The 26,650-nt window shown below is 61.2% G+C and carries 30 protein-coding genes; 10 read left to right on the top strand and 20 right to left on the bottom strand.

Going from position 1 to position 26,650, the window contains the following annotated elements:
• Nucleotides 1-2: 2 nt before the first annotated feature.
• Nucleotides 3-380 (bottom strand): DoxX family protein, encoded by a 378-nt coding sequence (locus N2A41_RS17890; protein WP_222384604.1) that lies wholly within the window; start codon nt 378-380, stop codon nt 3-5.
• A gap of 237 nt (nt 381-617) precedes the next feature.
• Here N2A41_RS17890 and mprF point away from each other — a divergent pair, with 237 nt between their 5' ends.
• Complete coding sequence (gene mprF / locus N2A41_RS17885; RefSeq protein ID WP_162119443.1) at nt 618-3,221, top strand: bifunctional lysylphosphatidylglycerol flippase/synthetase MprF; 2,604 nt, start codon at nt 618-620, stop codon at nt 3,219-3,221.
• Nucleotides 3,218-4,600, top strand: coding sequence for a virulence factor family protein (locus N2A41_RS17880; protein ID WP_222384606.1), 1,383 nt, complete (start codon nt 3,218-3,220; stop codon nt 4,598-4,600). The genes mprF and N2A41_RS17880 overlap by 4 nt, the downstream gene beginning before the upstream one ends.
• An 88-nt stretch (nt 4,601-4,688) precedes the next feature.
• Here N2A41_RS17880 and N2A41_RS17875 read toward each other — a convergent pair whose 3' ends face one another.
• The 10 genes from N2A41_RS17875 to ruvC form a co-directional block, all read right to left on the bottom strand.
• Nucleotides 4,689-5,252 (bottom strand): DinB family protein, encoded by a 564-nt coding sequence (locus N2A41_RS17875; protein ID WP_222384607.1) that lies wholly within the window; start codon nt 5,250-5,252, stop codon nt 4,689-4,691.
• Nucleotides 5,253-5,343: 91 nt separating this feature from the next.
• A complete protein-coding gene (locus N2A41_RS17870) occupies nt 5,344-5,856 on the bottom strand; it encodes an NUDIX hydrolase (RefSeq protein ID WP_260109386.1) in 513 nt (170 codons plus the stop codon).
• Between the two features lie 7 nt (nt 5,857-5,863).
• Nucleotides 5,864-6,766 (bottom strand): metallophosphoesterase, encoded by a 903-nt coding sequence (locus tag N2A41_RS17865; RefSeq protein WP_260109385.1) that lies wholly within the window; start codon nt 6,764-6,766, stop codon nt 5,864-5,866.
• Complete coding sequence (gene ruvB / locus N2A41_RS17860; protein ID WP_017968121.1) at nt 6,767-7,807, bottom strand: Holliday junction branch migration DNA helicase RuvB; 1,041 nt, start codon at nt 7,805-7,807, stop codon at nt 6,767-6,769.
• The gene (locus tag N2A41_RS17855) at nt 7,804-8,202 is read right to left on the bottom strand and encodes a PIN domain-containing protein (RefSeq protein WP_017968120.1); all 399 of its coding nucleotides are present in this window, start codon (nt 8,200-8,202) and stop codon (nt 7,804-7,806) included. The genes ruvB and N2A41_RS17855 overlap by 4 nt, the downstream gene beginning before the upstream one ends.
• Nucleotides 8,199-8,459, bottom strand: a complete 261-nt coding sequence (locus tag N2A41_RS17850) for an AbrB/MazE/SpoVT family DNA-binding domain-containing protein (RefSeq protein ID WP_222384610.1) — start codon at nt 8,457-8,459, stop codon at nt 8,199-8,201. The genes N2A41_RS17855 and N2A41_RS17850 overlap by 4 nt, the downstream gene beginning before the upstream one ends.
• A gap of 54 nt (nt 8,460-8,513) precedes the next feature.
• Complete coding sequence (ruvA, locus tag N2A41_RS17845) at nt 8,514-9,128, bottom strand: Holliday junction branch migration protein RuvA (protein WP_017968118.1); 615 nt, start codon at nt 9,126-9,128, stop codon at nt 8,514-8,516.
• A gap of 13 nt (nt 9,129-9,141) precedes the next feature.
• Nucleotides 9,142-9,555: a type II toxin-antitoxin system VapC family toxin gene (locus N2A41_RS17840; RefSeq protein WP_260109384.1), complete on the bottom strand. Its 414-nt coding sequence runs from the start codon at nt 9,553-9,555 to the stop codon at nt 9,142-9,144.
• A complete protein-coding gene (locus tag N2A41_RS17835; RefSeq protein WP_017961997.1) occupies nt 9,555-9,806 on the bottom strand; it encodes an AbrB/MazE/SpoVT family DNA-binding domain-containing protein in 252 nt (83 codons plus the stop codon). Before N2A41_RS17835 ends, N2A41_RS17840 begins: the two co-directional genes overlap by 1 nt.
• Before the next feature lie 57 nt (nt 9,807-9,863).
• Complete coding sequence (gene ruvC, locus N2A41_RS17830; RefSeq protein ID WP_260109383.1) at nt 9,864-10,373, bottom strand: crossover junction endodeoxyribonuclease RuvC; 510 nt, start codon at nt 10,371-10,373, stop codon at nt 9,864-9,866.
• Nucleotides 10,374-10,618: 245 nt separating this feature from the next.
• On the opposite strand from ruvC, the gene N2A41_RS17825 reads away from it, so the two are divergent.
• Both N2A41_RS17825 and N2A41_RS17820 read left to right on the top strand, forming a co-directional pair.
• Nucleotides 10,619-12,934, top strand: coding sequence for a methyl-accepting chemotaxis protein (locus N2A41_RS17825; RefSeq protein WP_260109382.1), 2,316 nt, complete (start codon nt 10,619-10,621; stop codon nt 12,932-12,934).
• 125 nt (nt 12,935-13,059) lie between these two features.
• The gene (locus N2A41_RS17820; RefSeq protein ID WP_260109381.1) at nt 13,060-14,061 is read left to right on the top strand and encodes an LLM class flavin-dependent oxidoreductase; all 1,002 of its coding nucleotides are present in this window, start codon (nt 13,060-13,062) and stop codon (nt 14,059-14,061) included.
• Between the two features lie 102 nt (nt 14,062-14,163).
• Here the strand turns inward: N2A41_RS17820 and N2A41_RS17815 are convergent, their stop codons facing one another.
• Both N2A41_RS17815 and N2A41_RS17810 read right to left on the bottom strand, forming a co-directional pair.
• The gene (locus tag N2A41_RS17815) at nt 14,164-14,910 is read right to left on the bottom strand and encodes a YebC/PmpR family DNA-binding transcriptional regulator (protein ID WP_017968114.1); all 747 of its coding nucleotides are present in this window, start codon (nt 14,908-14,910) and stop codon (nt 14,164-14,166) included.
• A gap of 116 nt (nt 14,911-15,026) precedes the next feature.
• Nucleotides 15,027-15,461 (bottom strand): DUF6636 domain-containing protein, encoded by a 435-nt coding sequence (locus N2A41_RS17810; RefSeq protein ID WP_260109380.1) that lies wholly within the window; start codon nt 15,459-15,461, stop codon nt 15,027-15,029.
• Nucleotides 15,462-15,599: 138 nt separating this feature from the next.
• Between N2A41_RS17810 and N2A41_RS17805 the strand changes: the two genes are divergently transcribed.
• A complete protein-coding gene (locus N2A41_RS17805; RefSeq protein ID WP_017968112.1) occupies nt 15,600-16,103 on the top strand; it encodes a pyridoxamine 5'-phosphate oxidase family protein in 504 nt (167 codons plus the stop codon).
• A gap of 136 nt (nt 16,104-16,239) precedes the next feature.
• Here N2A41_RS17805 and N2A41_RS17800 read toward each other — a convergent pair whose 3' ends face one another.
• From N2A41_RS17800 to N2A41_RS17770, 7 genes are all read right to left on the bottom strand, one after another.
• A complete protein-coding gene (locus N2A41_RS17800; protein WP_260109379.1) occupies nt 16,240-17,085 on the bottom strand; it encodes an MBL fold metallo-hydrolase in 846 nt (281 codons plus the stop codon).
• A gap of 163 nt (nt 17,086-17,248) precedes the next feature.
• Nucleotides 17,249-18,073, bottom strand: coding sequence for a TIGR00282 family metallophosphoesterase (locus N2A41_RS17795; RefSeq protein WP_011653409.1), 825 nt, complete (start codon nt 18,071-18,073; stop codon nt 17,249-17,251).
• A 3-nt stretch (nt 18,074-18,076) separates the two neighbouring features.
• A complete protein-coding gene (locus N2A41_RS17790; RefSeq protein WP_017968109.1) occupies nt 18,077-18,664 on the bottom strand; it encodes a 5-formyltetrahydrofolate cyclo-ligase in 588 nt (195 codons plus the stop codon).
• A 117-nt stretch (nt 18,665-18,781) separates the two neighbouring features.
• Nucleotides 18,782-19,489 (bottom strand): DUF1552 domain-containing protein, encoded by a 708-nt coding sequence (locus tag N2A41_RS17785; RefSeq protein WP_260109378.1) that lies wholly within the window; start codon nt 19,487-19,489, stop codon nt 18,782-18,784.
• A gap of 60 nt (nt 19,490-19,549) precedes the next feature.
• Entirely contained in the window at nt 19,550-20,467 is a 918-nt protein-coding gene (locus N2A41_RS17780) for an NAD-dependent epimerase/dehydratase family protein (protein ID WP_170277151.1), read from the bottom strand.
• Entirely contained in the window at nt 20,464-21,288 is an 825-nt protein-coding gene (locus N2A41_RS17775; protein WP_260109377.1) for a glycosyltransferase, read from the bottom strand. The genes N2A41_RS17780 and N2A41_RS17775 overlap by 4 nt, the downstream gene beginning before the upstream one ends.
• A gap of 387 nt (nt 21,289-21,675) precedes the next feature.
• Nucleotides 21,676-22,896, bottom strand: a complete 1,221-nt coding sequence (locus tag N2A41_RS17770) for an NAD-dependent epimerase/dehydratase family protein (protein ID WP_260109376.1) — start codon at nt 22,894-22,896, stop codon at nt 21,676-21,678.
• A 119-nt stretch (nt 22,897-23,015) separates the two neighbouring features.
• On the opposite strand from N2A41_RS17770, the gene ybgC reads away from it, so the two are divergent.
• The 5 genes from ybgC (at nt 23,016) to N2A41_RS17745 (ending at nt 26,638) form a co-directional block, all read left to right on the top strand.
• Nucleotides 23,016-23,471 (top strand): tol-pal system-associated acyl-CoA thioesterase, encoded by a 456-nt coding sequence (gene ybgC / locus N2A41_RS17765; RefSeq protein ID WP_017968104.1) that lies wholly within the window; start codon nt 23,016-23,018, stop codon nt 23,469-23,471.
• A 375-nt stretch (nt 23,472-23,846) separates the two neighbouring features.
• Nucleotides 23,847-24,566 (top strand): protein TolQ, encoded by a 720-nt coding sequence (gene tolQ, locus N2A41_RS17760; protein ID WP_162118847.1) that lies wholly within the window; start codon nt 23,847-23,849, stop codon nt 24,564-24,566.
• Between the two features lie 18 nt (nt 24,567-24,584).
• Nucleotides 24,585-25,037 (top strand): protein TolR, encoded by a 453-nt coding sequence (gene tolR, locus N2A41_RS17755; RefSeq protein WP_170262185.1) that lies wholly within the window; start codon nt 24,585-24,587, stop codon nt 25,035-25,037.
• An 8-nt stretch (nt 25,038-25,045) separates the two neighbouring features.
• Entirely contained in the window at nt 25,046-26,191 is a 1,146-nt protein-coding gene (locus N2A41_RS17750; protein WP_260109375.1) for a hypothetical protein, read from the top strand.
• Nucleotides 26,192-26,638 (top strand): cell envelope integrity protein TolA, encoded by a 447-nt coding sequence (locus tag N2A41_RS17745; RefSeq protein WP_260109374.1) that lies wholly within the window; start codon nt 26,192-26,194, stop codon nt 26,636-26,638.
• The last annotated feature ends 12 nt before the right edge of the window (nt 26,639-26,650 follow it).

The raw sequence follows: 26,650 nt of genomic DNA, 5'->3' as shown, positions 1-26,650 counted from the left end.
CCTCACATGGCGCCGGCGGCTGCGATCAGCAGGCCGCCAATGATCGCCATGTTGGTTTTCCAGGTATTGATCGCGCTGTCGCGCGCCGTTCCCTGCATGTCCCAGAAATTCAGCAGCATGATGGTGGCCGCCAGCGTGAAGACGATGAGACCGAATGCCGCTGCCGTGACGAAAAGGCCGAGCATCAGCAGGATGCTGGCGACGATCTGGAACAGGCTGCCCATGACTAGCACTCCTTTCGCAAAAGGAATGCCGCGGGCTTCGATCGCGTCGGTCAGCGGCACGATAACGAAAAAATGATGAATGCCGCCAGCGACATAGAGGCCGCCCAGCAGCAGACGTCCGAGGGCAAGCATCACAAAGGCCGAACCATCCTGCATATCGAACCGTTCTCCCGCCTCTCACATCTCCGTCGAGGGCAAGGCTCTGCCGAAGCTTACGAAAATGCAATGTGCGGAGACCCCCGCCTGCGCAAATTCGCCCCAATTGAGGATGATTGAGGCGCAGGCGGCGGGGCTGGGGTAGCGGCGGCATGGCTTCATAGAGCTTATATGCCTCTCATGTTACATCATCTGAAATGATTCCCGCCAAGCTGGCAGTTGCAGCAGGGTACGAGAATGTCGGGGCACGGCAATTTGGAAGAGATGGAAGAAGCGGACGGTTTTTCTTTTGGCGGGCTTTTCAGGCGTTACAGAACGCCTTTGCTGGCAGCCGCGTCACTGGTGGCTTTCTGCCTCGTCGGTTACGCGATCGTGCAGCTCACCAACGAGGTGCGCTATGACGACGTCGTCGGTGCGCTGGCGGCGACCAGGCCGAGCGCGATCCTGCTTGCTCTGTTCTTTACGGCGCTCAGTTTCATCTCGCTGATCTTCTACGATCTCAACGCCATCGAGTACATCGGCAAGAAGCTGCCCTTTCCGCATGTGGCGCTGACAGCGTTCAGCGCCTATGCCGTCGGCAACACCGCCGGTTTCGGCGCGCTTTCGGGCGGCGCGATCCGCTACCGTGCCTATACGCGCCTCGGGCTCTCGCCGGAGGATATCGGCCGCATCATCGCCTTCGTCACCCTGTCCTTCGGATTGGGGCTTGCGGGCGTCGCGGCAATCGCCCTCATCGTCATCGCCGACGAGATCGGCCCGCTCGTTAGCGTCAGCCCATTCCTTCTGCGGATAATCGCCGGTTCGATCGTCGCCATTCTGGCCGCGGTGATGATCATCGGCCGCGAGGGGCGTGTGCTCGATCTCGGGCCTGTGGCAATCCGCCTGCCGGATTCGCGCACCTGGTCGCGCCAGTTCCTCGTCACCGCCTTCGATATCGCCGCCTCGGCGTCCGTACTCTACGTGCTGCTGCCGCAGACGGCGATCGGCTGGCCGGTCTTCCTCGCCGTCTATGCGATCGCCGTTGGTCTCGGCGTGCTCAGCCATGTGCCGGCCGGGCTCGGCGTGTTCGAGACCGTGATCATCGCCTCGCTCGGCAGTGCTGTGAACATCGATGCCGTGCTCGGATCGCTGGTGCTCTACCGGCTGATCTATCATGTGCTGCCGCTGCTGATCGCGGTGCTCGCGGTCTCGGCGGCGGAGCTGCGTCGTTTCGTCGACCATCCGGCCGCCTCCAGCATGCGGCGCATCGGCGGACGGCTGATGCCGCAGCTGCTGTCGGCTCTCGCGCTGCTGCTCGGCGTCATGCTGGTATTTTCGAGCGTCACGCCGACGCCTGACCAAAATCTCGAATTCCTCTCCAACTATCTGCCGCTGCCGATGGTCGAAGGCGCGCATTTCCTCTCCAGCCTGCTGGGGCTGGCACTCGTCGTCGCCGCGCGCGGCCTCGGCCAGCGGCTCGACGGCGCCTGGTGGGTGGCCGTGTTCTCGGCGCTTGCCGCGTTGACTTTGTCGCTGCTGAAGGCGATCGCGCTGGTCGAAGCCGCTTTTCTCGCCTTCCTCATCTTCGGGCTTTTCGTCAGCCGCCGGCTCTTTAGCCGACAGGCCTCGCTGCTCAACCAAGCGCTGACGGCGTCCTGGCTGATGGCGATCGCCGTCATCGTCGTCGGCGCCGTCGTCATCCTGCTTTTCGTCTATCGCGACGTCGAATACAGCAACCAGCTCTGGTGGCAGTTCGAGTTCACCGCCGAAGCGCCGCGGGGCTTGCGCGCCGTGCTCGGCATTACCATCATCTCGTCGGCGATCGCCGTCTTCAGCCTGCTCCGACCGGCGACCTTCCGGCCGGAACCGGCGACGGACGAGGCGCTGGCGCGCGCCGTCGAGATCGTCATGAAGCAGGGCAATGCCGACGCCAATCTGGTGCGGATGGGCGACAAGAGCATCATGTTCTCGGAAAAGGGCGACGCCTTCATCATGTATGGTCGGCAGGGCCGCTCCTGGATCGCGCTGTTCGATCCGGTCGGCAACCATCGCGCCGTGCAGGAACTCGTCTGGCGATTCGTCGAAGCGGCGCGTGCCGCCGGCTGCCGTGCCGTGTTCTACCAGATCTCGCCGGCGCTGCTATCCCATTGCGCCGATGCCGGCCTTCGCGCCTTCAAGCTCGGCGAACTAGCGGTGGCCGATCTCCGGACTTTCGAGATGAAGGGCGGCAAATGGGCGAACCTTCGCCAGACCGCAAGCCGCGCCCAGCGCGACGGGCTGGAATTCGCCGTGGTCCAACCAGAGGACGTGCCTGATATCATCGACGATCTCGCCGCCGTCTCCACGGCTTGGCTGGAAGACCACAATGCCAAGGAAAAGAGCTTCTCGCTGGGCTCCTTCGATCCCGATTACGTCTCCTCGCAGCCCGTCGGCATTCTGAAGAAGGACGGCAAGATCGTCGCCTTCGCCAACATCCTCATCACCGAATCCAAAGAGGAGGGCACGATCGATCTCATGCGCTTCTCGCCGGCCGCGCCGAAGGGATCGATGGATTTTCTTTTCGTGCAGATCATGGAATATCTGCGCGGCGAGGGTTTTGCCCATTTCAATCTCGGCATGGCGCCTCTTTCCGGCATGTCGAAACGCGAGGCTGCGCCCGTCTGGGACCGCATCGGCAGCACCGTCTTCGAACACGGCGAGCGCTTCTATAACTTCAAAGGCCTTCGGGCATTCAAATCCAAGTTTCATCCGCACTGGCAACCGCGCTATCTTGCGGTCTCCGGAGGGGGCAATCCGATGATCGCGTTGATGGACGCGACATTGCTGATTGGGGGCGGATTGAAAGGGGTAGTGAGAAAATGATCAGGACAATCCTTCTTGCCACGGCATGCGCCTGCATGCTCGCGGCCGCACCGGCTGATGCCGCCGAGGAGACCACGCAGACCTTCGAAACCGGGCTTATCCCGTCGCCGCACATCTTCCTGCCGGAAGGGGAGGTGAAGGGCACGGTGACGCTGATCTCGGATGCCGCCGGCTGGGGCGACTATGAGAAGGCCGAAGCCGACAGGTTGGTCGCCGAAGGCGCCGTCGTCATCGGCATCGATTTTCCATCCTATATCCAGGCGCTTAGCCGGTACGACGTCAGCCTCAACGATGGCTGCGTCTACATGGTCTCGGACATCGAATCGCTGAGCCAGCAGGTGCAGCGCGCGACCGGCAACAACGCCTATCACCTGCCGATCGTCGCCGGCATCGGCGAGGGCGGGGCCTTAGCGCTGGCGATCGCCGCGCAAACGCCGGATGCGACGATCGGCCAGACACTTGCCGTTAATCCGGTCGCCGGCATTCCGCTTGCCAAGGAGCTTTGCACGCCGGCGTCCAAGCAGGTCGTTGGCGAACGCACAGTCTATGGCCTCAGCGACGGGATCTTGCCGGACCCGATCATTACTGTCTTCACGCCTGATGCCAACAAGGATGGCCGGGCGCACGCCGAGGCGCTGAAGAAGGCCCATGCCGCGATCGAGATCCGCGATTCCGCCGACGATGCGCAGACGGCGTTTGCCGATACGCTCGACGATCTCGTCACCGCCTCCGGCGCCTTCGGCAACCCGCTCGGCCTGCCGCTGGCGGTGCTCGAGGCAACGCCGGCCTTCGATACGATGGCTGTGATCTATTCCGGCGACGGCGGCTGGCGCGACATCGACAAGGAGGTCGGTGGCACGCTGCAGAAGGAAGGCATTCCGGTCGTCGGCGTCGATTCGCTCCACTATTTCTGGTCGGAGCGCAAGCCGGAGGAGACCGCCGCCGATCTTTCGAAGATCATCGATTTCTACCGCAAGCAATGGAAGGTGAAGCATGTGCTGCTCGTCGGTTATTCCTTCGGTGCTGATGTCGTACCCGCCACCTACCAGCTCCTCAAGCCAGCCGAAAAGTCGACGGTGGCGCAATTGTCGCTGCTGTCGCTTTCGCACCAAGTTGACTACGTCATCTCTGTTCTCGGCTGGCTCGGCCAGAAGACGGAAGGGGCGGGAGGCGATCCCGTCGGCGATCTGAAGAACATCGATCCGAAGCTCGTGCAATGCATCTACGGCAAGGACGACGATGACGATGTCGCCTGTCCGGCGCTGAAGGACAGCGGCGCCGAGGTGATCGAGCTGCCCGGCGACCATCATTTCGACGAGAATTACGACCTTCTCACCAAGACGATCATCGACGGGCTGAAGAGACGGCTGCAGGATTAGAGCATGATCCGAACACCGTACAGCGGTTTCGGACCACGACAGGCATCAGATAAAGACTTAAAGCGTGCCACGCGTCCTGCAGGACGCGCTAACGCATCAGTGTTTCTTCGCTCCAGCCGAGCGCTGCGAGTTCGCTGCCGCGGAACCTGGCATCGTCGGCAACGATGAATTCATCGAGTTGCGGCGGAGCGACGCTGGTGCCGGAGAGCATCGCATGCACCTGTCCGCGATGATGGGTCTGATGCTGGAAGAGGTGGCCGAGCACGTCGTCCATCCGCTCTTCTTGAATGCGGTCGCCGCGATGGAGGCCGATGGTCGAGGTGAGCCTCTCCGGCGTCAGGGCCTCGCAAAGTGTCACCAGGCGCTGATCGACCTTCGCCTGGGCTTCTGCCAGCGGGAAGACGTCATCGAATGGTTCGTCGATCACAAAGGCCTTGAGCCCGAGCGTGCCGCCTTCCAAGCCGTCGACATAGAACCAGTCGACCGTGATGATATGGTTCAAGGTTTCCTTGATCGAGGGAAAGAAGCTTGTGCGTGGCGCTTCGAATTCGCCAAGCTTCAATGTCGCGCAGGTCCGAAGCAGCCGGCGGTTGGCAAGGGTGTTGTTATAGGCAAGTTTGCGGAATGGCCTGACAGGATCGAAGGTCGGCATCGGCGCATCTCCTCTTTAAGCGCTTTTGGCTACAGCTCCGGGCGCCTTTTGAGGCGCGCAACGGGCGCTGTAACGCCTTGCATTGCTTGCGTCAGTCTTTGCCGTCGAGATCGCCGTCCCGCCAGACGAGATGACGTGGCGAAACGGGAAGGGTTTCGATTTCATCGGCGATGAAATACGGCGGGATGTCGAGTGCGATCAGGGCATGGCGCGTTGCCGGCACCCATTTGAATTCGAGATGGTTGTCGTCGTCCTCGACCCGATGGATGATCTCGCCCGGCCGGAAGGGGAATTTCGGCGGGATGTCCATCAGATAATAGAAGCCGAGTTCGTGCCAATCGCGCTGTTCGTAGCGGAAGAAATTCTCGACGATCCACAGCAGGCGACGGACGGTCACCTCGACGCCCAGTTCCTCCACCATCTCGCGCTTCAGTGTCTCTTCCGACGTTTCGCCGATCTCCACCCGACCGCCCGGAAAAGTCCAGAAGGGCTCGTGTACGGCGCGATGAACGAGCACATGGCCATCGCGAAAACCGAGGCCGGCGATGCGATAGTTGAAACGCCGACCGCCTGCATTCAGGCGGATGTGAATGCGCTTGGTCATGCCATTCTTATCCAAAATCGATCACGACAATTTCCGGCGGCACGCCGAAGCGCACCGGTGCAATGGAGCAGCCAAGGCCGCCGGAAACGATGATATTACGCTCCTCTTCAACGATATGGCCATAGGCGTAGCGATTGCCGTAGCGCGAGGGCACGATCTGCGAACGGCCGAGGAAACGGATCTGTCCGCCATGGGTGTGGCCCGATAGCGTCAGCGAGACGCGCTCGGGCACGCGCGGAAAGATATCGGGCTCATGAGCGAGCAGGATGACGGGCGCATCGTCCGTAATCTGCGCCATCGTTCCCTCGAGATCGTCGAGGCCGAGCATCTGCGTGCGGCCCCACTTCCGGCCCGGCAGCAGCGCCAGCTGATCTTCGAGGCCTGCGAGCCAAAAGCGGCGGCCATCCTTTTCGAGCCGAACGGCGCGGTTGCCATAGACCGGGATGCCGACGTCCGCGAGAGCCCGGTGTCCGAATGTTTCCATCCCGCCGTTCTTCTGGGCGGTCCTGTCCTCCCACCAATCGTGGTTGCCCATAATCGCGTGGACGCCGAGAGGGGCCTGCAAGGTGGCGAGCGCCTTCGACCATTGGCTCGAATGCACGTACTGCGTCACCATGTTCATGCCGGCGGCGTAATCGCCAAGCAGGACGGTGACGTCGCCTTCGAGTTCATTCGCCCTGTGGCAGATCGCGGCAATGCGGCTTGCCGACATCCAGGGTTCGCAGGCATGGAGATCGGCGAGCGCAACGACGCGCAGCTTGAGCCCGGGCGTCCATCCGGGCGGCGTCAGCCGGTAGCGGGTGATGGCGAGCCGCGCGAGCGGTTCATAGGCGAAGGCATAACCACCGAGCGACATGACGCCTGCGATACCGCCGCCCAGAACCTTGAAAAATCCGCGGCGGGTGATCACTCAGTTGTCCTCCTGGAACAGCCGGAACTGCGCAGCCTCCATATCCTTGGGCGGTTGCATTCCCAGATGTTTCCACGCGATTGCGGTCAGAACACGGCCGCGTGGCGTGCGCTGAATAAAACCCTGTTGGATCATATAGGGCTCGATGATGTCCTCGATCGCGTCGCGCGGCTCGGAAAGGCCGGCGGCGATGGTTTCGATGCCGACCGGGCCACCGCCGAAATTGACGGCGATCATGTTGAGGTAACGTTTGTCGAGCTGGTCGAAGCCGACATTGTCGACCAGCAGGCGGGTCAGCGCTTCGTCGGCGATCTCGCGGGTGACGGCTTCTGCCCTTGCCACCTCGGCAAAGTCGCGCACGCGCCGCAGAAGCCGGCCGGCGATGCGCGGAGTGCCGCGGGCGCGTCTTGCAATCTCGCGGGCGCCCTCCTCGGTGATCGGCAGGTTCATCAGCCGCGCGCCACGGCGCACGATCAGTTCCAGCTCCTCGACGGTGTAGAAGCTCAGGCGCACCGGAATGCCGAAACGGTCGCGCAACGGCGTCGTCAACAGGCCGAGGCGGGTGGTGGCCGCCACCAGCGTGAATTTCGACAGGTCGATCTTCACCGAGCGAGCGGCAGGGCCTTCCCCGATGATCAGGTCGAGCTGGAAATCTTCCATGGCCGGATAGAGGATTTCCTCGACGGCGGGGTTGAGGCGATGGATCTCGTCGATGAAGAGCACATCACGCTCCTCGAGATTGGTGAGCAGGGCAGCGAGATCGCCGGCCTTGGCGATAACAGGGCCGGAGGTCGAGCGAAAGTTGACGCCGAGTTCTTTGGCCATGATCTGCGCCAGCGTGGTCTTGCCGAGGCCGGGCGGGCCGACGAAGAGCACATGGTCCAGCGCTTCGCCGCGGTTTTTCGCCGCCTCGATGAAGACCTTGAGATTGGCGCGCGCCTCCGCCTGGCCGGTGAACTCGTCCAGCGATTGCGGGCGCAACGTGATATCAAGGTCTTCGCCCCGCTTTTCGGGCGAAATCAGGCGGGCGGATTCGCTCATGTCAAAAGTTCCATTCCAGGTATGGTTTTTGCGGCTTGGGCATCGAATGTCCTGGTTGTCACGCAACCCGCATCACGATTACGAAGGGCGATGAAGACATCTGCGAATTCTGCATTCGTCCGCACCATGATTGCGAGCGTCTCCTCGACTACTCTTTCATCTTCAAGGATCAGGTCGGCCGAGTCCAACAAGTCCGAAATCGCCTCCATGATCTGTTCTCTCTTCAGCTTGATCCGTTGTCTCAAGAACCACGCGCATTCCATCAGCGTGATGCAACTGATATAGCCGGGTGCCGTATCGGACAGGCTCGCGAAGAGGGTTGTGACCTTCTCCGTCTGGACGACATCGTCCTTCAGGAGGAAGCGCAGCATAATATTGGTGTCGAGGCCAATCATCTTGCACTGGTCACGTGATCGGCGATGGCTTCCCCAACCGCCTCGTCCATTTGCGTCAAAGTAATCGTCGGTCGGTTCGGATCGTGAAACTTGCCTGCCAGGTCGATGGCGCGTTTGTTCTTGGCTTTCATGATGATTTCGCCATCGCGGTTGATGTAGCGGATCCTGTCGCCGGACTTCAGATTCAGCAATTCACGAACTTCAGCCGGAATTGTAGTCTGGCCCTTCGATGTCATCGTACCGTAGTAGATATTCATGCGCATCTCCTTACCATTCGAGTTTAGTAAGGAATTGCGATATATTCAAGGAGATCAACGCGCCAACTCCTTCAATCCCAGCCTGATCAGCTTGGCGCTGTCGGCGCCGTCGCCTGCAGTCTTCATTGCTGCGGCAATCGCATTCGCCGCCTGGTCTCTGCTGTAGCCGAGGTTGGTCAGCGCGGAAACCGCGTCGGCGACAGGCGCGGCCGCGACCCCTTCGCCGAGTTCCTGCTTGAGGGCGATATTGATCGCTTCGCCGGCAAAGGCCGGCGCCCGATTCTTGAGCTCGGTGACGAGGCGCATCGCCACTTTCGGGCCGACGCCCGGCGCACGCGAGACCGCGGCGCGGTCCTGCAGGGCGATTGCATTGGCAAGTTCGCCTGGCGTCAGCGTCGAGAGCACGGCGAGCGCCACCTTGGCGCCGACGCCCTGGACGCTCTGGAGCAGGTTGAACCATTCCCGCTCCAGCGCCGTCATGAAACCGAAGAGCTTCAACTGGTCCTCGCGCACATAGGTCTCGATGAAGAGCACGCAGGCCTCGCCGGCCGAGCCGAGCTTGGACAGGGTGCGGGCCGAGCAATGGGCGACGTAGCAAACGCCGTGCACGTCGACGAGCACATAGTCTTCGCCGATCTCGTCTATGGTGCCTTTCAGCTTGCCGATCATGGGTCGCGGTCTCTCAAGGATGCGTTTCGGGGGTTATAAGGTCAACGGAGGGGAAATAGGAGCGGTATCCGCTGGGATCGCGGGTCAAAATTCTGTAGCCCCTTATTGCCGCATGCGCGCCGATGAAGAAATCGGGCAAGATCCGTTCGCGCCCACCGCCGGCGCGACGGTAAAGCCGGAAGGCCGCAGCAGCGGCGAATGCAGCCGGCCAAGGCAGATTCTCGCGGCGGAATTCATCCTGCGGCAGCAGTCGATCGACTTCGTCCACGTCGTCGTACCGAACGGAAAATTCGGAATAGACGATCGGGTTTATGAGGACAGGACCGTCTTTGAAGACGTCAAGCATCCTTCGACGCGACCAACCGTGCCAGTCCGAACCGACCACGGCCAGATCGACAAGTATATTCGTATCGATCAGTGTGGCCATCAGCGATCACGGGTCATCGACATAAGGTCTTCGGCATCGATCTCCTGATCGCCAGTGCCCTCGAGGCGACGGATCGTCTGTATGAAACGATCCAGGCGACCCCGATCCTCGATCTCCTGCTTGCCGTTCTTTGGCGAGAGAACGAGCTTGCCGCCCTCTATCGAGAAAATGACCTCGCTATTGGCCTCGATGCCGACAAGTTCCCTGAGATCACGAGGAATGGTGACCTGCCCTTTGGACGTAACTCGCATCTTGTTGCTCCTTCATAGTAAGAATTATCCTTACCAATGGAACAAGTCAAGAACAAGCTATCCGGCCAATGCCTGCCGCATTCGGTTGCTGCTACGATTATGCGCGTGGCAGATGGCGATCGCCAGGGCGTCGGCGGCGTCGTTGCCCTTGAATTCGACCTTCGGCATCAGGATCTTCAACATCATGTGGATCTGCTGCTTTTCGCCATGGCCGACGCCGATGACGGCCTTCTTCACGGCGTTCGGGGCATATTCGGAGACCGGCAGCCCGGCGCGCGCCGGTACCAGCATGGCAATGCCGCGGGCCTGACCAAGCTTCAGGGTCGCCACCGCATCCTTGTTGACGAAGGTCTGTTCGACGGCGGCCTCGTCCGGCTTGTAACTGTGGACGATCTCCGCCAGGCCGTCGTGCAATTGGCAAAGGCGGGAGGCAAGGTCCATGTCGCCATCGGAGGTCACGGTTCCGGACGCCACAAACCGCAGGGAATTGCCTGATGTCTCGATGATTCCCCAGCCGGTGCGTCGAAGCCCAGGATCGATGCCGACGATGCGAATCGTGTTTTGCATGGTTCAACCTATAGCGATTGCGAAATAACTGCCATCGATATGTGAACAAAACAAAAACATTCCCGGATTTCGGCCCTGTCATTTACCGCGAATTAAAACAGATGCCTGAATTCTAGTCATCGAATACGAGAGGGGCTTCTCTTCGCGAAGATTTAAGCCCCCGATGTTCTGTTTATAGGTCAGTTGATCAGGCATGCGCAGCGTGCCCGCGCTTGGCAGGTGCGTTCAGAAGGGGTTCGTCGTACATGGCTCGGAGATTTCAATCCCTGTCCTTCAAGGTCATCGTCACATTCATTCTGCTGACCGTGCTGTCGATCGCGGTCATCGATGTGCTTGCCTATTTCGCCAGCAGCCGCATTTCCGACGAGCAGGCGCTGAAGGCCAAGGAAAGCGTGCTGATCTTTCGCGGCGACATGCTGCAGGACCAACTGACGCAGCTTGAAAACCAGGCCAATTCCATCGCGCGCATCGAGGCGCTGCAGATGTCGATCACCAATCTGAAGAGCGGCTGGAAGACCATCGAGAAGACCGCGGGCGATGCCCGGGCCGAGCTGAAGAAAGTTTTCATAGCAGGCAACCCCAATCCCGCCGACCAGCGGGAGAAGCTGATCAAACCGGAGGGGCCAAGCGGCTTTTACTATTCGAGCCACGAGAAGACGCAGGGCGAAGTCGCCCGCGATCTCGAGGATACCGCCTTCAGCGATCTGCTGATCGTCGACCTCGAGGGTACCGTGCTCTATTCCTATAAGAAGCAAGACGATTTCGCCGAAAATCTGAAGTCGGACGCCTGGAAGGCGACCGGCGCCGGCATTGCTTTCGCCAAGGCGATCGAGAATACCGCCAAGGCGACCGATGACGCCGCGCCGACCGGCTTCTCCGGTCTTCGCGTCGATGCCGGCAGCGGCAAGTCGGCGATCTTCTATGCCGTGCCGATCGTCAAGCTTGGGGCGGCCAAGGGCATCATCCTCTTCAAGGTGCGGGATGAGATCGTCACCGGCATCCTCGCTAAGGGCATCGTCCAGGGCAGCACGGCGCGGGCGGCGATCGTCTCCGGAGATGGCTCCGCCGTTGGGCTCGACGGAAGCGGCAAGCTTGCGACGCTTGAAGCGACGCCCTTCACCTTCATCAAGAGCGCGCTTGCCAGTTCGGCGATGACCGTTGCCGATTTCAGCCGAGCGGATGGTGCGGCTCGCGCCTATGTCCGCGGTATCGACTATCGCGGCGATCGCTTCCTCGTGGTCGAAAGCGTCCTTTTGAGCGAGCTCAATGCTGGCTCGATCGAGATCGCCACGCTGCTGACGATGATCGGCATCGGCGTACTCGTCGTCATGGCGATTGCGACCGGGCTCGTCACCAATTTGCTGTTTTCGCCGCTTGCGCGGCTTGCCGGCGTCACCCGCGATGTCGCCGACGGCAAGCTCGACAGCGAGATCGGCAGCCTGAACCGCAAGGACGAGATCGGCACGATGGCCAACGCGCTCGACCGTTTCCGCCACTCGCTGATCGAAAGCCGCGAGCTCGAAGCCGCTAGCGAAGAGACGCGCCTGCAGGCGGAGCAAGACCGCCAGCAGAATCTGGCCGAGCGCGACGCCGAGGCGAAGACGCTGCAGCAGGTGGTCGAGGCGATTGACGAGGGCCTGCATCATCTGGCGAACGGCGATCTCGCCTATCAGATCGATACCCGCTTCCCGAACGAGCTCGAAAGCCTACGCGTCAATTTCAACGAGGCGCTGGCGACGCTCAGCGAAACCATGACGGCAATCGGCGGTAATTCGATGGCGGTGCGCGCCGGCTCAGAGGAGATGCGCACCGGCGCCGACGAACTTGCCGGGCGCACCGAGCGCCAGGCCGGCTCGATCACCGAGACGGCGAATGCGATCAGTGCCATCACCCAGTCGGTCCGCCGGCAGATCGAGCGGGCCGAACAGGCCGAGCGCATCGCCCGCGACGCCAAGAAGGAGACGACCGGCTCAGGCCAGATCATGCGCGAGACGATCGCGGCGATGGAGGCAATCCAGGCCTCGTCGCGCCAGATCAACACGATCATCTCCGTCATCGACGACATTGCCTTCCAGACCAACCTCCTGGCGCTCAATGCCGGTGTCGAGGCAGCGCGCGCCGGTGAATCCGGCAAGGGCTTCGCGGTCGTCGCCATGGAAGTGCGCGAACTCGCCCAGCGCTCGTCGAGCGCGGCCAAGGAGATCTCCAGCCTGCTGCAGAAATCGACGCATGAGGTCGAAAGCGGCGTTGCGCTTGTGGAAAAAGCGGGCGTTGCGTTGACGGGCATCGGCGCCCATGTCGAGGCGATCAACGGGCAGATCAACGACATCATGGGTGCGACCCGCGAGGAAGCGAATACGCTGCGCGAGATCAATAGCGCCGTCGCCGAACTCGACGCGATGACGCAGCAGAATGCCTCGATGGTCGAGGAGACGACGGCGGCGATCCACCGGCTGGCGACGGAAGCCCTTGAAATGGACCGCCAGCTCGGCAATTTCACGCTGCCGCCCGGCCACCATCAACCGAGCGCCGAGGTGCACGTGCTGCGCCGGCACCGGTGACTCAGCGCTTTCAATATTGCATAGGGGCCGCGCTCGCGCGGCCTTTTTTGTTGCGCGCATGGTTTGGAATGGTGTGGGCGCGAACCTACATAGACGGCATCGTCCAACCGCCCGGCAGGTTTCCCATGGTTCCCTTCTCCATACTCGACCTTTCCCCCGTTGCCGAAGGCAGCACCGTGCGCCAGTCCCTCGATGGCTCGGCGCGGATGGCTGTGAAGGCCGAGGAGTTCGGTTACAAGCGCTTCTGGCTCGCCGAACATCACGGCATGCCGGGGATCGCCAGCGCTGCCACATCAGTCGTCATCGGCCATGTCGGGGCTGCGACAAAGCGCATCCGCATCGGCTCCGGCGGCATCATGCTGCCCAATCATTCGCCGCTCGTCATCGCCGAGCAGTTCGGCACGCTGGAGGCGCTCTTCCCCGGCCGCATCGATCTCGGCCTCGGGCGTGCACCGGGAACGGATATGCGCACGGCACAAGCGCTGCGGCGCAACCTGGAGGCCGGTGCAAACAGTTTCCCCAACGACGTGGTGGAGCTGCAGCAACTCCTCGATACGCCGGTCGAGAACCAGGCGATCCTCGCAGTTCCCGGCAATGGCTCACATATCCCGATCTGGCTGCTCGGCTCCAGTCTCTACAGCGCCCAGCTCGCCGGCATGCTGGGGCTTCCCTATGCCTTCGCCTCGCATTTCGCGCCCGACATGCTGCTCGATGCGATTGCGATCTATCGCGACCGCTTCCAGCCTTCGGCGACGCTCGACAAGCCCCATGTGATGGTCGGCGTGATGGGTGCGGTGGCGGCGACGGACGAGGAGGCACGCTATCATTTCACCTCCGCCCAGCAGCAATTCGTCAATCTGCGCCGCAACGTCCGCGGCCCGTTCCCGCGTCCGGTGGCCGATATGGGGGACTTCTGGTCGCCGATGGAAAAGATGAATGTCGAACACACCCTGCGTTATGCCGTGGTCGGCTCGCAGAAGACGGCGGAGGCGAAACTGACGGAGTTCCTACAGGAAACGCAGGCCGACGAGGTGATCATCTCGATGCCGATCCACGACATCGAGGCGCGGCTGACATCGGTGGAACTATTCGCCGGGCTGGGAAATTTCATGCGAGCCGCCGCTTAGAACAGGATGATTTTAGGCCGGTCGGCCTAAAATCTGAATCCTTTACGGCAAGAGGAAACCCGGCGTTGCATCCGGGTTTTATTTGACACCTGCCTGGGGAGATCAGGCCGAGAGCTTCGCCAGGACTTCCTCCGAGACTTCGAAGTTGGAATAGACGTTCTGCACGTCGTCATCGTCTTCCAGGCTGTCGATGAGTTTCAGCAGCGACTGGGCTTTTTCCTCGTCTACCGGGACGTTGTTCTGGGCACGCCAGACGGCCTTGACGGTTTCGGCTTCGCCGAGGCTCGATTCCAGCGCTTTCGCCACTTCGCCGAGGGCTTCGAAGGCGCAGGTGATGTAGTGGCCGTCTTCGTCGGTTTCGACGTCGTCGGCGCCGGCTTCGATCGCGGCTTCCATCACCTTGTCGCCATCGCCGACGGAAAGCTTGTAGGTGATTTCGCCGACATGGTCGAAGGAGAAGGAAACCGAGCCGGTTTCGCCAAGAGCGCCGCCAGCCTTGGTGAAGCTCGAGCGCACGTTGGAGGCGGTACGGTTGCGGTTGTCGGTCAGGGCCTCGACGATGATCGCCGTGCCGCCGGGGCCGTAGCCCTCATAGCGGACTTCATCGTAATTCTCGCCGTCGGCGCCGGCTGCCTTCTTGATGGCGCGGTCGATATTGTCCTTCGGCATGGACTGGGCCTTGGCGTTCTGGATCGCCAGCCGAAGGCGGGCGTTCATCGTCGGGTCGGGCAGGCCGGCCTTGGCGGCAACGGTGATTTCGCGCGCAAGCTTGGAGAACATTTTCGACCGCACGGCATCCTGACGGCCTTTGCGGTGCATGATGTTTTTAAACTGTGAATGGCCAGCCATGGCACCCCTGTTCACGTCTCATTGTTCGGAATGGGCCGCCTTATAAGAGCGAAACGGCACCCGTTCAAGGAAAAAGCGGTAGATTTGCCGCATGATGCACGGGTCTGTCGCCTGTCTCAGTCAACCGTCAGCCGCTTGCGGCTAGCGAAGAAACCATGTCCGTCCCGGCGTCGGCAGCGCAACCCTTCCGTGCTGGAGGTGCAGGAATAGGACCCGCCCCTCCAGCTCTCGCCATAGTCGAGCACATGCTCTTCGCTGCAGCAGGCGGCGTCGCCGACCATCTTGAAGATATAGGCCTTGCCGCTCGCCGGCAGGATGAGGCGGACGTAGAGCGGCTCGATGCGATCGCAGGCAAGCTCCGGACCGCCGTCTTCGGGAACATACATTTCGACGCCGCCGTTTGGCGTATAGACACAGCCGATATTTCTTGTGGGCGTGACGAAGACAACCTGACCGTTCCCGTCGGGCTTGAACGTCCTTTCCGCCGCAAGGCCTGTGGGCGCAAAGGCTGCGCAAAAGATCAAAGCCAGAATCGAATGTCCTGTTCCCATTGTGATCGCCTCCCGGTCAGGCGCACTATCGCATATTCCCCTGCGCGGAAAAGAGGGCACCGTCCGCTGCTGCCGAACGGAACAAAGGCGATGGGATGACGTTTCAAACCGAACTCCATACAACGGAAAGGAACGGTCATGGCAAGTCTCAGCGAGGCGCAGGAACATCCAGCACGTCAGCTCTGGGATCAGGTCAACGATGTTCATGCCGGCATGCTCGGAATTTCCGGACTGGACATGCACATGCAGCCGATGGCACCGCATGCCGATCCTACCACCAACACCATCTGGTTCTACACCAAGACCGATGCCGACATCGTACGCGCCATCAAGCCCGGCAGCCGCGCGCATTTCTGCGTCATCGGCAAGGATCACGACTATCACGCCTGCCTTGCCGGCGTGATCGACGTGCGCCCTGACCCTTCCAAGATCGAGGAATACTGGAGTTCGATCGTCGCGGCCTGGTATGACGGCGGCAAGAAGGACCCCAAGCTTACCATGCTGTCCCTCCATGTCGACGATGCCGAGATCTGGGTTTCCACAGGCAACACGCTGAAATTCGGCTGGGAGATCGCCAAAGCCAATCTCGACGACGACAAGATGCCGGATGTCGGCATCAAGCGCCATCTGCAGTTCGCCTGATGTGCGAGGCTCCTGGATAATTCCTTAATTCGGAATCGATTTGGGGATAGAATTATGCAGCAATTCAAGGTGCTACAGCGTCCTTTGCGCGTCTAAAAAGACGCGCGGCGCTGTAGAAGGAAAACCGCCGGGCCTTTTACTGCACACCCTTCAGCACATAGATCAGCGGTTTTTTCGGCAACGTGCGCATCGAGACGGTGATACTGTCATCGGGCGCATTGACGACGTCGAAATCCTTGCCGAACATCGAGACGAAGGCTTCGACCGGCGGGCCGCGGCGGTGCATCGGCAGGATCAGCGACGAGCGTAGCCGCTTGATGACGCGGCTCATGCTGTCAGCGCCCATGGTCAGGCCACCGTCGACGGGGACCATGACGACGTCGAGGCGGCCGATCTCGGTATAATGGGCATCCGTCAGTTCGTAGTGCAGGTGGCCGAGATGACCGATGCAGAGGCCGGCGATTTCGAAAATGAAGACGGAGTTGCCGTTCTCGTGCGCACCGCCGAAGCCATAGCTGAAGCGGATATCCGTCGTGACGTTGCGGATATAAGCATCGCCGACGACGAGATTAATATTCGCCTTTTCGCCCGGAATATCGCTCCACCCATGCAGCACATGCTTGATGCCGGGATCGGGCGTCAAGGTGAAGTGGGTCGAATGGGCCTTGTTCATGGTCACGACGTCGGGCATCGTCGGCGGCCTGTACCAGCCATTATAATCTGTCGCGATGACGATGCCTGCGGGCGTTTCGATCTCGAAGGTGGAGTGGCCGAGGAAGGTGAGTTTGACGTCCTCGCCCTCGGAGACGGCAGGCATCAGCAGCGGAGCGCCGGAAAAGCTTGCGAAGGTCACCTCGGGGATGGTTTGCGCGATCGCCTGGCACTGGCTGGCCGGTGGCCGCTGCTCTTGTGCCCCGGCAAGATTCGGCGCGGCGAAGGCCGCAAGGCATGCGATAGCGAGGACAAGATATCGCGGCTTCATGCCACACCTCCGGCGCTCTATCACCCTTTGATCGGCGCATAACCCCGAAAATCGATTCCGATTTTCGGGGTTATGCGCGAATGGCGGGAGGATGCGGCATGAGGCCGCAGGGGTCCAGACGGAGGGTGCTCACAATTGCGTGTTGGATGGCGCCCGCAGCCTGCTACCGCCAGAACTCAGGCACCGTCTCCGCCAGCCGCGGTCCGAGCCGGAGCGGCGCGATCTTTTCGGCAAGTCCCGTCGTATCCGAGATCTCCACGCCGACGCCGCAGATCGTCGCGGGGCCGTTCGCGGCCTCCATGCGGCCCTTCGGCATTTTGGAGATGAAGCGGTTGAGCGGCTCCTCCTTGTCCATGCCGAGGGAGGAGTCGTAGTCGCCGCACATGCCGGCATCCGACATATAGGCGGTGCCGCCGTTCAGGATCTGTGCGTCGGCGGTCGGTACATGTGTGTGGGTGCCGACGACGAAACTGGCGCGGCCGTCGACGAAATGGCCGAAGCACTGCTTCTCGCTTGTCGCCTCGGCATGGAAATCGAAGATGATCGCGTCGGCCTGTTCCTTCAGCGGGCAGGCGTCGAGGATGACTTCCGCCGATTTGAAAGGGTCGTCGAGTTCCGGATGCATGAAGACCCGGCCCATGACGTTGGCGACAAGCACCCGCGCGCCGTTCCTGGCGTAGAAAAGGCCGGAGCCGCGGCCAGGCGTGCCTTGCGGATAGTTGGCAGGACGCAGGAACTGATCGTGCCGGCCGGCAAAAGCGACGGCTTCCTTCTGGTCCCAGACGTGATTGCCTGTCGTTACCACATCGGCACCGGCATTGATCGTTTCCAGAAAGATGTCCTCGGTGATACCGAAGCCGCCAGCGGCGTTCTCGCCGTTGACGATGACGAAATCGAGTTTGAGGTCGGAAACCAGGCCGGGAAGACGGTCCCAGACCGCCGTGCGTCCCGTCTTGCCGACCATGTCACCCAGAAAAAGCAGCCGCATTCCCTATCCAATCCAAGAGGCAAAAAAGCGAAGGCCGCTTTCTGTCAGGATGGCATCCAGGCTTATGTCGTGCGGCTCAGCGGGCACATGTGCCACTTCCTGGCAGTCGAATGCAATGCCGATCAGCTTCGGATGCAGGCCTTTTTGCCTTAGCCGGCTGATGGCGCGGTCGTAGTGGCCGGCGCCGTAGCCAATGCGGTGGCCTCTGATATCGAAGGCCGAAAGCGGCACCAGCATGATCTCGGGATCAAGAATGGCGGCATCTGTGCCGGGGCCGACCGTGCCGAAGCCAGTATCGATGAGGGGTGCACCTTCGGCCAGCTCGCGAAAGACGATGGTCTGCCGATCGAGGATCGCCGGCACGCAGAGCCGCGCACCGCGCACGGCAAAGCGCGCCATCAGCGGCCTGAGATCGGCCTCCGAACGGATCGGCAGAAAGCCGGAGATGATCGTACCCAGTGCAAAACCGACGGCCTCGCCGGCATGTTCGGCCATTGCGAGGCTTTTGGAGGCGCGTTTCTCGGCGGGGATAGCGTCGCGGGCGGACAGCCGCTCGTTGCGCAACTGCGCTTTCAATTCTTTCGCGGTCATTGGATCTGCCGGTTCTGAGAGATTTACCCGAGCATAGACGGCGGGATGTCCGATGCAAATGCCGGATGCGACGGTATCACGCGCGTTTCATGCCTCGGCCGCCGACGGCAGCGATCGTCAGACGATGATGCTTGTCGGTATTGTCGCCGCGGCGATGGAGAAGCCTGCCATATCAGGAACGGCATTGGCTCCGGCCTGCCGGTCTTGCAGCCGCAACTCGCGCATCGCCTTTTCGAGCACTTGCTTGAGTTCGCGCACCACCGCCTTGAATTCGTCCATCGTTTCGCGATCATCGGCCGAGATGCCCGAGAATTTCGGGGCATCCTTGGCGACGCTGGCATAGGCGTTACGGGCGTTGGTGGCGGCGTCCGGTTCCTGGGAGCCGGTCTCGCCGGCGGCAGTTTCTCCGGAAGTATCCGTCAGCGCAGCGGCGGCCCCGCTGGTTGCGATTGCCGTCGCATCCGTGGTTGCATCCAGTGGAACAGCCGTTGCCGGGCTGCCGGTCGCGACTGATGATGCGAATTCGGAGGCGGCGGTGCCGACCTTGCGTGCCAGTTCGGCGGCCAGCCGGGCGACCACCTCCGGAGCCATGTTGGAGCTGCGCAGTATCTCCAATTGCTGCTTTGCCTCTTCGAGCTTGCGTTGCGCTTTCGTCTTGGCCTCGTCTCCCGAGTTCGCCAAGGTCTGGCGCATCTGCTGCAGCGCCTGGGTGGCGCGCTGCAGCTTCAGCACGCCTTGATCGGTCTCGGTTCCGGCGGCTGAAATGGCTGCCGCCGAAGACGTGCCGCGCAAGATGATGGAGGCAGACGTGGTTGCGATCTGCATGGACAATTCCCCGATCTTTAATTCGGGCCCCCGATTGCAATTCGGGCGCATTCTGCAACGTCAGACTTGCGTGGAACTGTGTCTTGGGGATTCGGGAAGCGCAGCGGCCAGCCGCTGCATCGTCTCCTCGAACAGAGGCACTCCGCCGGGCGCCCAGCCGAGCGCGCGGATTTTCGTAGTGTTCATGGGGTTGAGCGCGGCACTATCGGCAGCGGCCGGCAGCGCGTGCCGACAGCCCGTCTCTCGGCGGATGCGTGAAAGGATATCGCGCGTGTCGACCGACATGTCCGAGACGTTGAAGACCTCGCCGGAGATGCGGGTGCTTTCCGTCTCCAACATCAGCCGTACCGCCCGCCCGAGATCGCGGCCGTGAACCTCGGTTCCCACGCGGCCAACAACCGTGTGGCCGGCGAGGTAGTCGGCGATGAGGCCGTCCCATTTGTTCGGCGAGAGATCGCCATAGACGCCGGTCGGCCTCAGGCTCACGCCGGCAAAACCCGGCGTCGAGAGATGGGCAAGCGCCCGTTCGGCATCGAGCTTGACCTGGCCGTAGAGTGTTTCGGGCTTGGCCAGCATCGTCTCCGTCAGTTCGGTTCCTGGCGGGTGTTCGCCATAGGCGGCGCGGCTGGACAGGAAGACGCAGCGGCGCGTGCCGGCGCGTTTGGCGGCTTCGAAAAGCCGGACGGTGCCGTCGAGGTTCAACCTATGGAAGGTCTTCGGATCATTGCCCTCGCCGCCGCGATATTTGCCCGGGACATGGCTGAAAGCGGCGTGGACGAAGAAATAGGCGTCGTCGAAGACGTCGATCTGATCTTTGTCGGGATCGAGCGAAAGCGCTGCGAACTCGACCGGGCGGGAGAAGAGGCGGGGCAGCGGCGCGCGACGCCCACCGACGATCACCTGATATCCGGCGGCCAGCAGTTCCTCGACCACATACTGGCCGACGAGACCTGTTCCACCCGATACCAGTACTTTCATGCTGCCCCTTCCGGATTGTCCAGCGCCGTCACCTCAGGCACATCGCCGCCATTGTAGAAACGATGCCACAGATCGATCAAGGGTTGTAGCCGCGCTGCTTTGGGATGATCCTTTTCCCACGGTTTTTCGTACTGGTAATGCAGGATCGAAATGCTCTTCCAGTCCCAAAGCTCCGGCATGGTGAACCATACATATTGCAGCATGTTGAAATAAACCGGCAGGCCGTGCCAATGCGGGAAGAACGTCTCCAGAAAGGTCTGATCGGTTCGCCGCCAGAAGGCGTCCAGCCTGTCAAGCCTTTCGAGCATGTGCCGGAATGTGTCATGCGAGGGCGTGGCGACGAAGACGCCGGAATTCATGCGGCGGAAGTCGGCGAGGCTTTCGTAGACATTGGGGGCGGCGGAAAATTCCGGATAGAGGAAGAGGCTGTCGACGTTTTTCAATACGAGAGCGTCGGCGTCGATGAAGACGCAGCGCTGATATTCGACGAGTTGCCAGAGCCTGAGCTTGCAGAAATTGTCGAGCGGCGAATGAAAATCCGGCTTGCGGCCCTTGGTGAAAGGAGCTGTCGAATGGAGCTGACCGCGGGCGTGACGCTCGTTGAAGGCGGCAGAGAGCGGCAGGTGCTCGACCTCGATCAGGCGGCAGTCGAGCGCTTTCAGGGGCGCGAGGGCGCGTGCATCGACGCCGCCGGTGTGGAGAATAACGATGTCGGCCCCAGTGCCGGTTCGGCACAGGGAGCGGGCTAGCGCGGTCGCGCCCATGGCGTAGTCGGCATTGGTGACAAGGGTGACGTAGGCGAAGGCGGACGAGCGGTTCATCGGGTTCCGCTTCCCCGATATATCTTGCTCCGGCGAAGCAGAGACGGCAAGGCGTTGCTACACGTCTCTTCTCCCCGGCGGGGAGAAGGTGCCGGCAGGCGGTTGAGGGGGTGAGCGACGTTAGGAGTGAATGCGCTGAGCGTAAGCGAAGGGCAATGAATGGCGTGCCGTGTGGCCCCCTCATCCGACCCTTCGGGCCACCGACCGGGGTCGAGCCACGGGTCTCGACCCGTCCTTCGGACCCCCGCTGGGGAGAAGAGGGAGCAAGCCGCGACCTTCCCGCTTTGGCGAGCTCGAATGAGGTGCCCGCCCGTGATTGAGCTGACGTAATGAGGGTGAGTTTGTGGGTTGGCCGCAGGCTGCCTGGCGCTCGTCATAATGCCGCACTCATGAAACCGACTTCAGCCGCTTGCCTTCCGGATCGTGATTGATTGTCGCGGCGATGTCCTTGGTCCAGGCGGAGACGGCCGGCACGCGTGCGCGGTCGACGCGATAGGCGAATTTCTTGGCGACGTCGACGATTTCGCCGAGCAGGCCTGCTTCCAGCGTGATCGGGTCGAGGCCGAGATCGCGGAATTTTTCGTTCCGGACGATCAGCTCGTTCTCGGCGGCTTCCTTGCGCGGGTTGGGCAGCCAGGCAATTTTGGCGCCGCTTATCCCCGCGATCATCTCGGCAAGGTCGCGCACCCGGTGGGTTTCCGTCATCTGGTTGAAGATCTCGACGCGGGCGCCGCGAGCCGGCGGATTTTTCAGCGCCAGCTCGATGCAGCGCACCGAATCCTGGATATGGATGAAGGCGCGGGTCTGGCCGCCGGTGCCGTGCACCGTCAGCGGATAGCCGATCGCCGCCTGGATGAGGAAGCGGTTCAGCACCGTGCCATAATCGCCGTCGTAGTCGAAACGGTTGATCAGCTGCGTGTGGCGGCGCGTCTGCTCGGTATGCGTGCCCCAGACGATGCCCTGGTGCAGATCGGTGATCCTGAGACCATCATTCCTCGCGTAGAACTGGAAGAGAAGCTGATCCAGGCATTTGGTCATATGGTAGATCGAGCCGGGATTGGAGGGGTAGAGGATCTCCTGGTTGACCGTCTCGCCGCCTGCGGTTTCGATGCCGACCGGCAGGTAACCCTCTGGGATCGCCGCGCCGACCGTCGAATAGCCGTAGACGCCCATAGTGCCGAGATGGATGAGATGGGTATCGAGATTGAGCTCCGTCAACGCGTTCAGCAGGTTGTGCGTGGCGCTGACATTGTTGTTGACCGTGTAGTTTTTGTGGCGGTCGCTCTTCATCGAATAGGGCGCGGCCCGCTGTTCGGCGAAATGGATGACGGCATCCGGGCGATGTTCGGAAAGCCAGTTCTTCAGGAGTTCGTAATCCTTGGCGAGATCGATCAGGTTGAAGTGGATGCGGCGTCCGGTTTCGGCATGCCAGATGCGGGTTCGCTCCTGGATCGAATCCATCGGCGTCAGCGACTGCACGCCGAGTTCGGTGTCGATCCAGCGGCGCGAGAGATTGTCGAGGATATGGACGTCGTGACCGGCATCGGAGAGATGCAGCGATGTTGGCCAACCGATGAAACCGTCTCCGCCCATAACCGCAATCTTCATCGCATCGTCTCCTGATTGGTCGCTCGTTGTCGGGAATAGTTAGGAATTGTGACAGTTATTCAATGCTTGCCTGTCTGGAAGCGTTGCGCCAAAGAGGGCACCTCAGTTTGGAGAAAATTATGACGGAACGCCCTTTTTCCATTTCGGGAGAGCTGACGGAGGCCGGACACCGCCTCGTCCAGCGGGTCTATTATGAAGATACGGACTTCTCAGGCCTGGTCTATCACGCCCGCTACCTGCATTTCCTGGAGCGCGGCCGCACCGATTATCTGCGCTGCCTCGGCGTCGAGCAGCGCGAGCTCGTCACCGCCGACGAGGAGGGCCTCGTCTTCGTCGTCCACCGCATGGAGATCGACTTCAAGAGCCCGGCGCGCATGGACGATGTCCTGACGATCCTGACGCATACGGAAAAAGCCGGCGGCGCCAAGATGGTGCTCAATCAGCAGATCCGCTCGGGCGAGACGCTGCTGATCGCCGCCAGGGTGATCATCGCCGTCATCAACGCTCGAGGGCGGCCGAGGCGGTTGCCGGAAACACTGGCAGCGAAATTCCTGGAAGGCAGCACGCCGCTATAGTCCGAATTGCCGAAAAATCGGACCTTGTCAAAACTTGAACTTTATGTGAAGGAATTCCCGCGCCGCAGGATGAGCGCTCTTTCGGCAGCCGGACTTTGCTCCGGTCAAGTAATCCATGGAACGAAATCTTCCAAATACAGGCTTACTGTCACAGTCCGGCACTAACGATCTATTAACCATAATAGTGTCTTACTGGGAAAGTCGGAGTTTGTGCGGTGCACGCCTTCCTTTGACCAAATTTGACGGCAAGAAGGCGGAAGATGAGCTTGGAAGTTTGACCAGGGCTTTGGGCGGCGGCCGCCGGACACTTCTTGCGAGATCAGTTTGTGCCGCCCGGTCCAGCACCGGGCGTTTGGATTCGGGGATTTTGGACCAATGGAACAAGTAGGATTGGCAGCAGCAGCGACGGACGTCAGCCTCTGGTCGCTTTTCATGCAGGCCGGCATCGTCGTCAAGCTCGTCATGCTCGGGCTTATCGCAGCCTCGGTGTGGACGTGGGCGATCGTCATCGACAAATACCTGGCCTATGGCCGCGCGCGGCGCCAGTTCGACAAGTTCGAACAGGTGTTCTGGTCGGGCCAGTCGCTCGAAGAACTCTACCGTTCGCTGTCGGAACGCAACAATACGGGGCTCGCGGCAATCTTCGTGGCTGCCATGCGCGAATGGAAGAAATCCTTCGAACGCGGCGCCCGCTCGCCGATCGGCCTGCAGATGCGTATCGATCGTGCGATGGACGTGACGCTCGCCCGCGAATCCGAATTTCTCGGCGCCCGTCTCGGGTCGCTCGCGACCATCGGCTCAGCCGGTCCGTTCATCGGTCTCTTCGGCACGGTCGTCGGTATCATGACCTCGTTCCAGGCGATTGCCGGTTCGAAGTCGACCAACCTTGCGGTCGTCGCGCCCGGTATCGCCGAAGCGCTGCTTGCCACCGCGATCGGCCTCGTCGCCGCTATCCCGGCGGTTATCGCCTACAACAAGTTCTCTGCCGATGCCGGCAAGCTCTCGGGTCGAATGGAAGGTTTCGCGGATGAATTCTCCGCCATACTTTCGCGCCAGATCGACGAGAAACTGCAGCCGCGCGCTGCCGCTCAGTAACCAACGGAGTATTCTCACATGGGTATGGCTGTTGGAGGCAATGGCGGAGGCGGCGGACGCCGCCGTCGCGGCGGTCGGAACAGGGCCGTGATTTCCGAAATCAACGTGACGCCGCTCGTTGACGTCATGCTGGTGCTTTTGATCATCTTCATGGTCGCGGCACCGATGATGACCGTCGGCGTGCCGATCGACCTGCCGGAAACGCAGGCCAAGGCGCTGAATTCCGAGACGCAGCCGATCACCATTTCCGTCAAGAATGATGGCCAGGTGTTCCTGCAGGAAACATCGATCCCGGCCGTGGAGATCGCCGCCAAGCTCGAGGCGATCGCCACCACCGGTTATAACGAACGGATCTTTGTGCGCGGCGACGCGACCGCGCCTTATGGCGTCATCGCCGACGTCATGGCCCGTATCCAGGGTGCAGGCTTCAAGAATATTGGCCTCGTGACGCAGCAGAAGAAGGACCAATAGCGTTCAAAATGAAGGCCAGCGTCGTCACATCTGTTGTTTTGCACGGGCTGGTGCTTACCTGGGCGCTGGTGTCGCTTAGCGCGCCGGAATCTTTCAAGGTGGAGGATTTCGAGGCGATGCCGGTCGATCTGGTGCCGGTGGAATCCATTACCCAGATGCAGCAAGGCGACAAGAAGGCTCCGAAGAAGGAGACTTCCGCGCCGGTGCCGACGACGCGGCCGCCGATCGCGCAGCCGGCCGAGAATGCCGGCGACAACAATGTCGACCTGAAGACGCCGCCGGTGCCGAACGCCAAGCCCAGCAACAGCGAGGCTGCCGCGGCGAATTCGAGCGAAAAGCCACTGCCGAAGACCGATCCGAAACCGAACGATGTCAAGGACATCGTCAAGGAGGAAACCGAAGTCGAGCAGTCGAAGGAAGTCGCTTCCATTCCGCCGCCGAAGCCCCTCGAAGTGACGCCGCCGAAGCCCGAGGAAAAACCGCCGGAAGAGCAGGCCAAGCCGGAGGAACCGCCGAAGCCGGATGCCGAGGCGCTGCCGGACAATGTGCCGACCCCCGTCGCCAAGCCGCAGGTGAAGCCGCCGGAGCCGCAGAAGCCCGCCGAAAAGCCGCCGGAAAAGACAGCCGACCAGCCGAAGGCTGCCGAGAAGCCGACCGAAAAGAAGAAGGCCGATCAGAAGCAGGAGACGGCGAAATCCGCCTCGTCGATGAAGAGCGACTTCAATGCCGACGAGATTTCGATCTTGCTGAACAAGACCGATCCTTCCGCCGGCGGCGCCAAGCGCTCGACGCAGGAGGCATCGCTGGGGGCGAAGAAGAGCAATGGCGGTTCCAAGCTCAGCCAAAGCGAAGAAGATGCGCTACAGGGTTTGATCCAGGGGAACTGGCTTATCACCCCGGGAATGGAAGGTCTTTCCGGCATGGTCATCACGGTGCATTTCAAGCTCGATAAAGATGGAAATATTATCGGCCAGCCCGAAATCGAGTCTTCCGGCGGAAGCAGCACCGATTCAACGCGTCGTGCGCTGGAAAGTGGCGCTTACCGTGCCGTGATGAAATCTGCTCCCTCGTTCCGCACGACGCTTCCGATGGACAAGTATGACGTGTGGAACGAGGTCGTCCTTAACTTTCATCCCAGCGATATGGGAATTTAAATGCCGAGGAGTCCATTCAATTTCGCGAAGTCTTTCGGACTATACATCGCGCTGACAGGGCTCATCGGCTGCTCCATCTTTCCATTCAATGCGGATGCTGAAACGACCGGTCGAGCGAATGACAGTGCCACTGCGACGCATCTCACTGGGGCGGAGATCGATGCAATGCGGGATGCGATCGAAAATAACTTCTTTGTCGATGGCAGAATGAGCGACGACGGCAATGTATATGCGACGATCAATGTGAAGCTGGATAGAGACGGCCAGATTGTCGGCGTCCCTGACGTTAAGGCCAGTGGTGGAAGTGAGCGCACGCGGAAAAGCTTTGCCGATGCCGGCCTTCGCGCAGTTCGTCGCGCAGCTCCTTTTACAATGCTTCCAAAAGATAAATACGATGGCTGGAAGGAAGTCATTTTGAACTTTGACACCAGCGGTCCTACCCATTAGATGCTGAAAGGC

Origin of the sequence: Rhizobium sp. SRDI969 (assembly GCF_025152725.1) — a bacterium.
In the GTDB taxonomy this organism is placed as follows: domain Bacteria; phylum Pseudomonadota; class Alphaproteobacteria; order Rhizobiales; family Rhizobiaceae; genus Rhizobium; species Rhizobium leguminosarum_I.
The sequence above is the reverse complement of the archived record's forward strand: the minus strand, read 5'-3'. Positions and strand labels throughout refer to the sequence as shown.

Coding starts and splice junctions, on each gene's coding strand:
- N2A41_RS17890 (WP_222384604.1), bottom strand. CDS start 380: ATGCAGGATGGTTCGGCCTTTGTGATGCTTGCCCTCGGACGTCTGCTG.
- mprF (WP_162119443.1), top strand. CDS start 618: ATGTCGGGGCACGGCAATTTGGAAGAGATGGAAGAAGCGGACGGTTTT.
- N2A41_RS17880 (WP_222384606.1), top strand. CDS start 3,218: ATGATCAGGACAATCCTTCTTGCCACGGCATGCGCCTGCATGCTCGCG.
- N2A41_RS17875 (WP_222384607.1), bottom strand. CDS start 5,252: ATGCCGACCTTCGATCCTGTCAGGCCATTCCGCAAACTTGCCTATAAC.
- N2A41_RS17870 (WP_260109386.1), bottom strand. CDS start 5,856: ATGACCAAGCGCATTCACATCCGCCTGAATGCAGGCGGTCGGCGTTTC.
- ruvB (WP_017968121.1), bottom strand. CDS start 7,807: ATGAGCGAATCCGCCCGCCTGATTTCGCCCGAAAAGCGGGGCGAAGAC.
- N2A41_RS17855 (WP_017968120.1), bottom strand. CDS start 8,202: ATGATTGGCCTCGACACCAATATTATGCTGCGCTTCCTCCTGAAGGAC.
- N2A41_RS17850 (WP_222384610.1), bottom strand. CDS start 8,459: ATGAATATCTACTACGGTACGATGACATCGAAGGGCCAGACTACAATT.
- ruvA (WP_017968118.1), bottom strand. CDS start 9,128: ATGATCGGCAAGCTGAAAGGCACCATAGACGAGATCGGCGAAGACTAT.
- N2A41_RS17840 (WP_260109384.1), bottom strand. CDS start 9,555: ATGGCCACACTGATCGATACGAATATACTTGTCGATCTGGCCGTGGTC.
- N2A41_RS17835 (WP_017961997.1), bottom strand. CDS start 9,806: ATGCGAGTTACGTCCAAAGGGCAGGTCACCATTCCTCGTGATCTCAGG.
- ruvC (WP_260109383.1), bottom strand. CDS start 10,373: ATGCAAAACACGATTCGCATCGTCGGCATCGATCCTGGGCTTCGACGC.
- N2A41_RS17825 (WP_260109382.1), top strand. CDS start 10,619: ATGGCTCGGAGATTTCAATCCCTGTCCTTCAAGGTCATCGTCACATTC.
- N2A41_RS17820 (WP_260109381.1), top strand. CDS start 13,060: ATGGTTCCCTTCTCCATACTCGACCTTTCCCCCGTTGCCGAAGGCAGC.
- N2A41_RS17815 (WP_017968114.1), bottom strand. CDS start 14,910: ATGGCTGGCCATTCACAGTTTAAAAACATCATGCACCGCAAAGGCCGT.
- N2A41_RS17810 (WP_260109380.1), bottom strand. CDS start 15,461: ATGGGAACAGGACATTCGATTCTGGCTTTGATCTTTTGCGCAGCCTTT.
- N2A41_RS17805 (WP_017968112.1), top strand. CDS start 15,600: ATGGCAAGTCTCAGCGAGGCGCAGGAACATCCAGCACGTCAGCTCTGG.
- N2A41_RS17800 (WP_260109379.1), bottom strand. CDS start 17,085: ATGAAGCCGCGATATCTTGTCCTCGCTATCGCATGCCTTGCGGCCTTC.
- N2A41_RS17795 (WP_011653409.1), bottom strand. CDS start 18,073: ATGCGGCTGCTTTTTCTGGGTGACATGGTCGGCAAGACGGGACGCACG.
- N2A41_RS17790 (WP_017968109.1), bottom strand. CDS start 18,664: ATGACCGCGAAAGAATTGAAAGCGCAGTTGCGCAACGAGCGGCTGTCC.
- N2A41_RS17785 (WP_260109378.1), bottom strand. CDS start 19,489: ATGCAGATCGCAACCACGTCTGCCTCCATCATCTTGCGCGGCACGTCT.
- N2A41_RS17780 (WP_170277151.1), bottom strand. CDS start 20,467: ATGAAAGTACTGGTATCGGGTGGAACAGGTCTCGTCGGCCAGTATGTG.
- N2A41_RS17775 (WP_260109377.1), bottom strand. CDS start 21,288: ATGAACCGCTCGTCCGCCTTCGCCTACGTCACCCTTGTCACCAATGCC.
- N2A41_RS17770 (WP_260109376.1), bottom strand. CDS start 22,896: ATGAAGATTGCGGTTATGGGCGGAGACGGTTTCATCGGTTGGCCAACA.
- ybgC (WP_017968104.1), top strand. CDS start 23,016: ATGACGGAACGCCCTTTTTCCATTTCGGGAGAGCTGACGGAGGCCGGA.
- tolQ (WP_162118847.1), top strand. CDS start 23,847: ATGGAACAAGTAGGATTGGCAGCAGCAGCGACGGACGTCAGCCTCTGG.
- tolR (WP_170262185.1), top strand. CDS start 24,585: ATGGGTATGGCTGTTGGAGGCAATGGCGGAGGCGGCGGACGCCGCCGT.
- N2A41_RS17750 (WP_260109375.1), top strand. CDS start 25,046: ATGAAGGCCAGCGTCGTCACATCTGTTGTTTTGCACGGGCTGGTGCTT.
- N2A41_RS17745 (WP_260109374.1), top strand. CDS start 26,192: ATGCCGAGGAGTCCATTCAATTTCGCGAAGTCTTTCGGACTATACATC.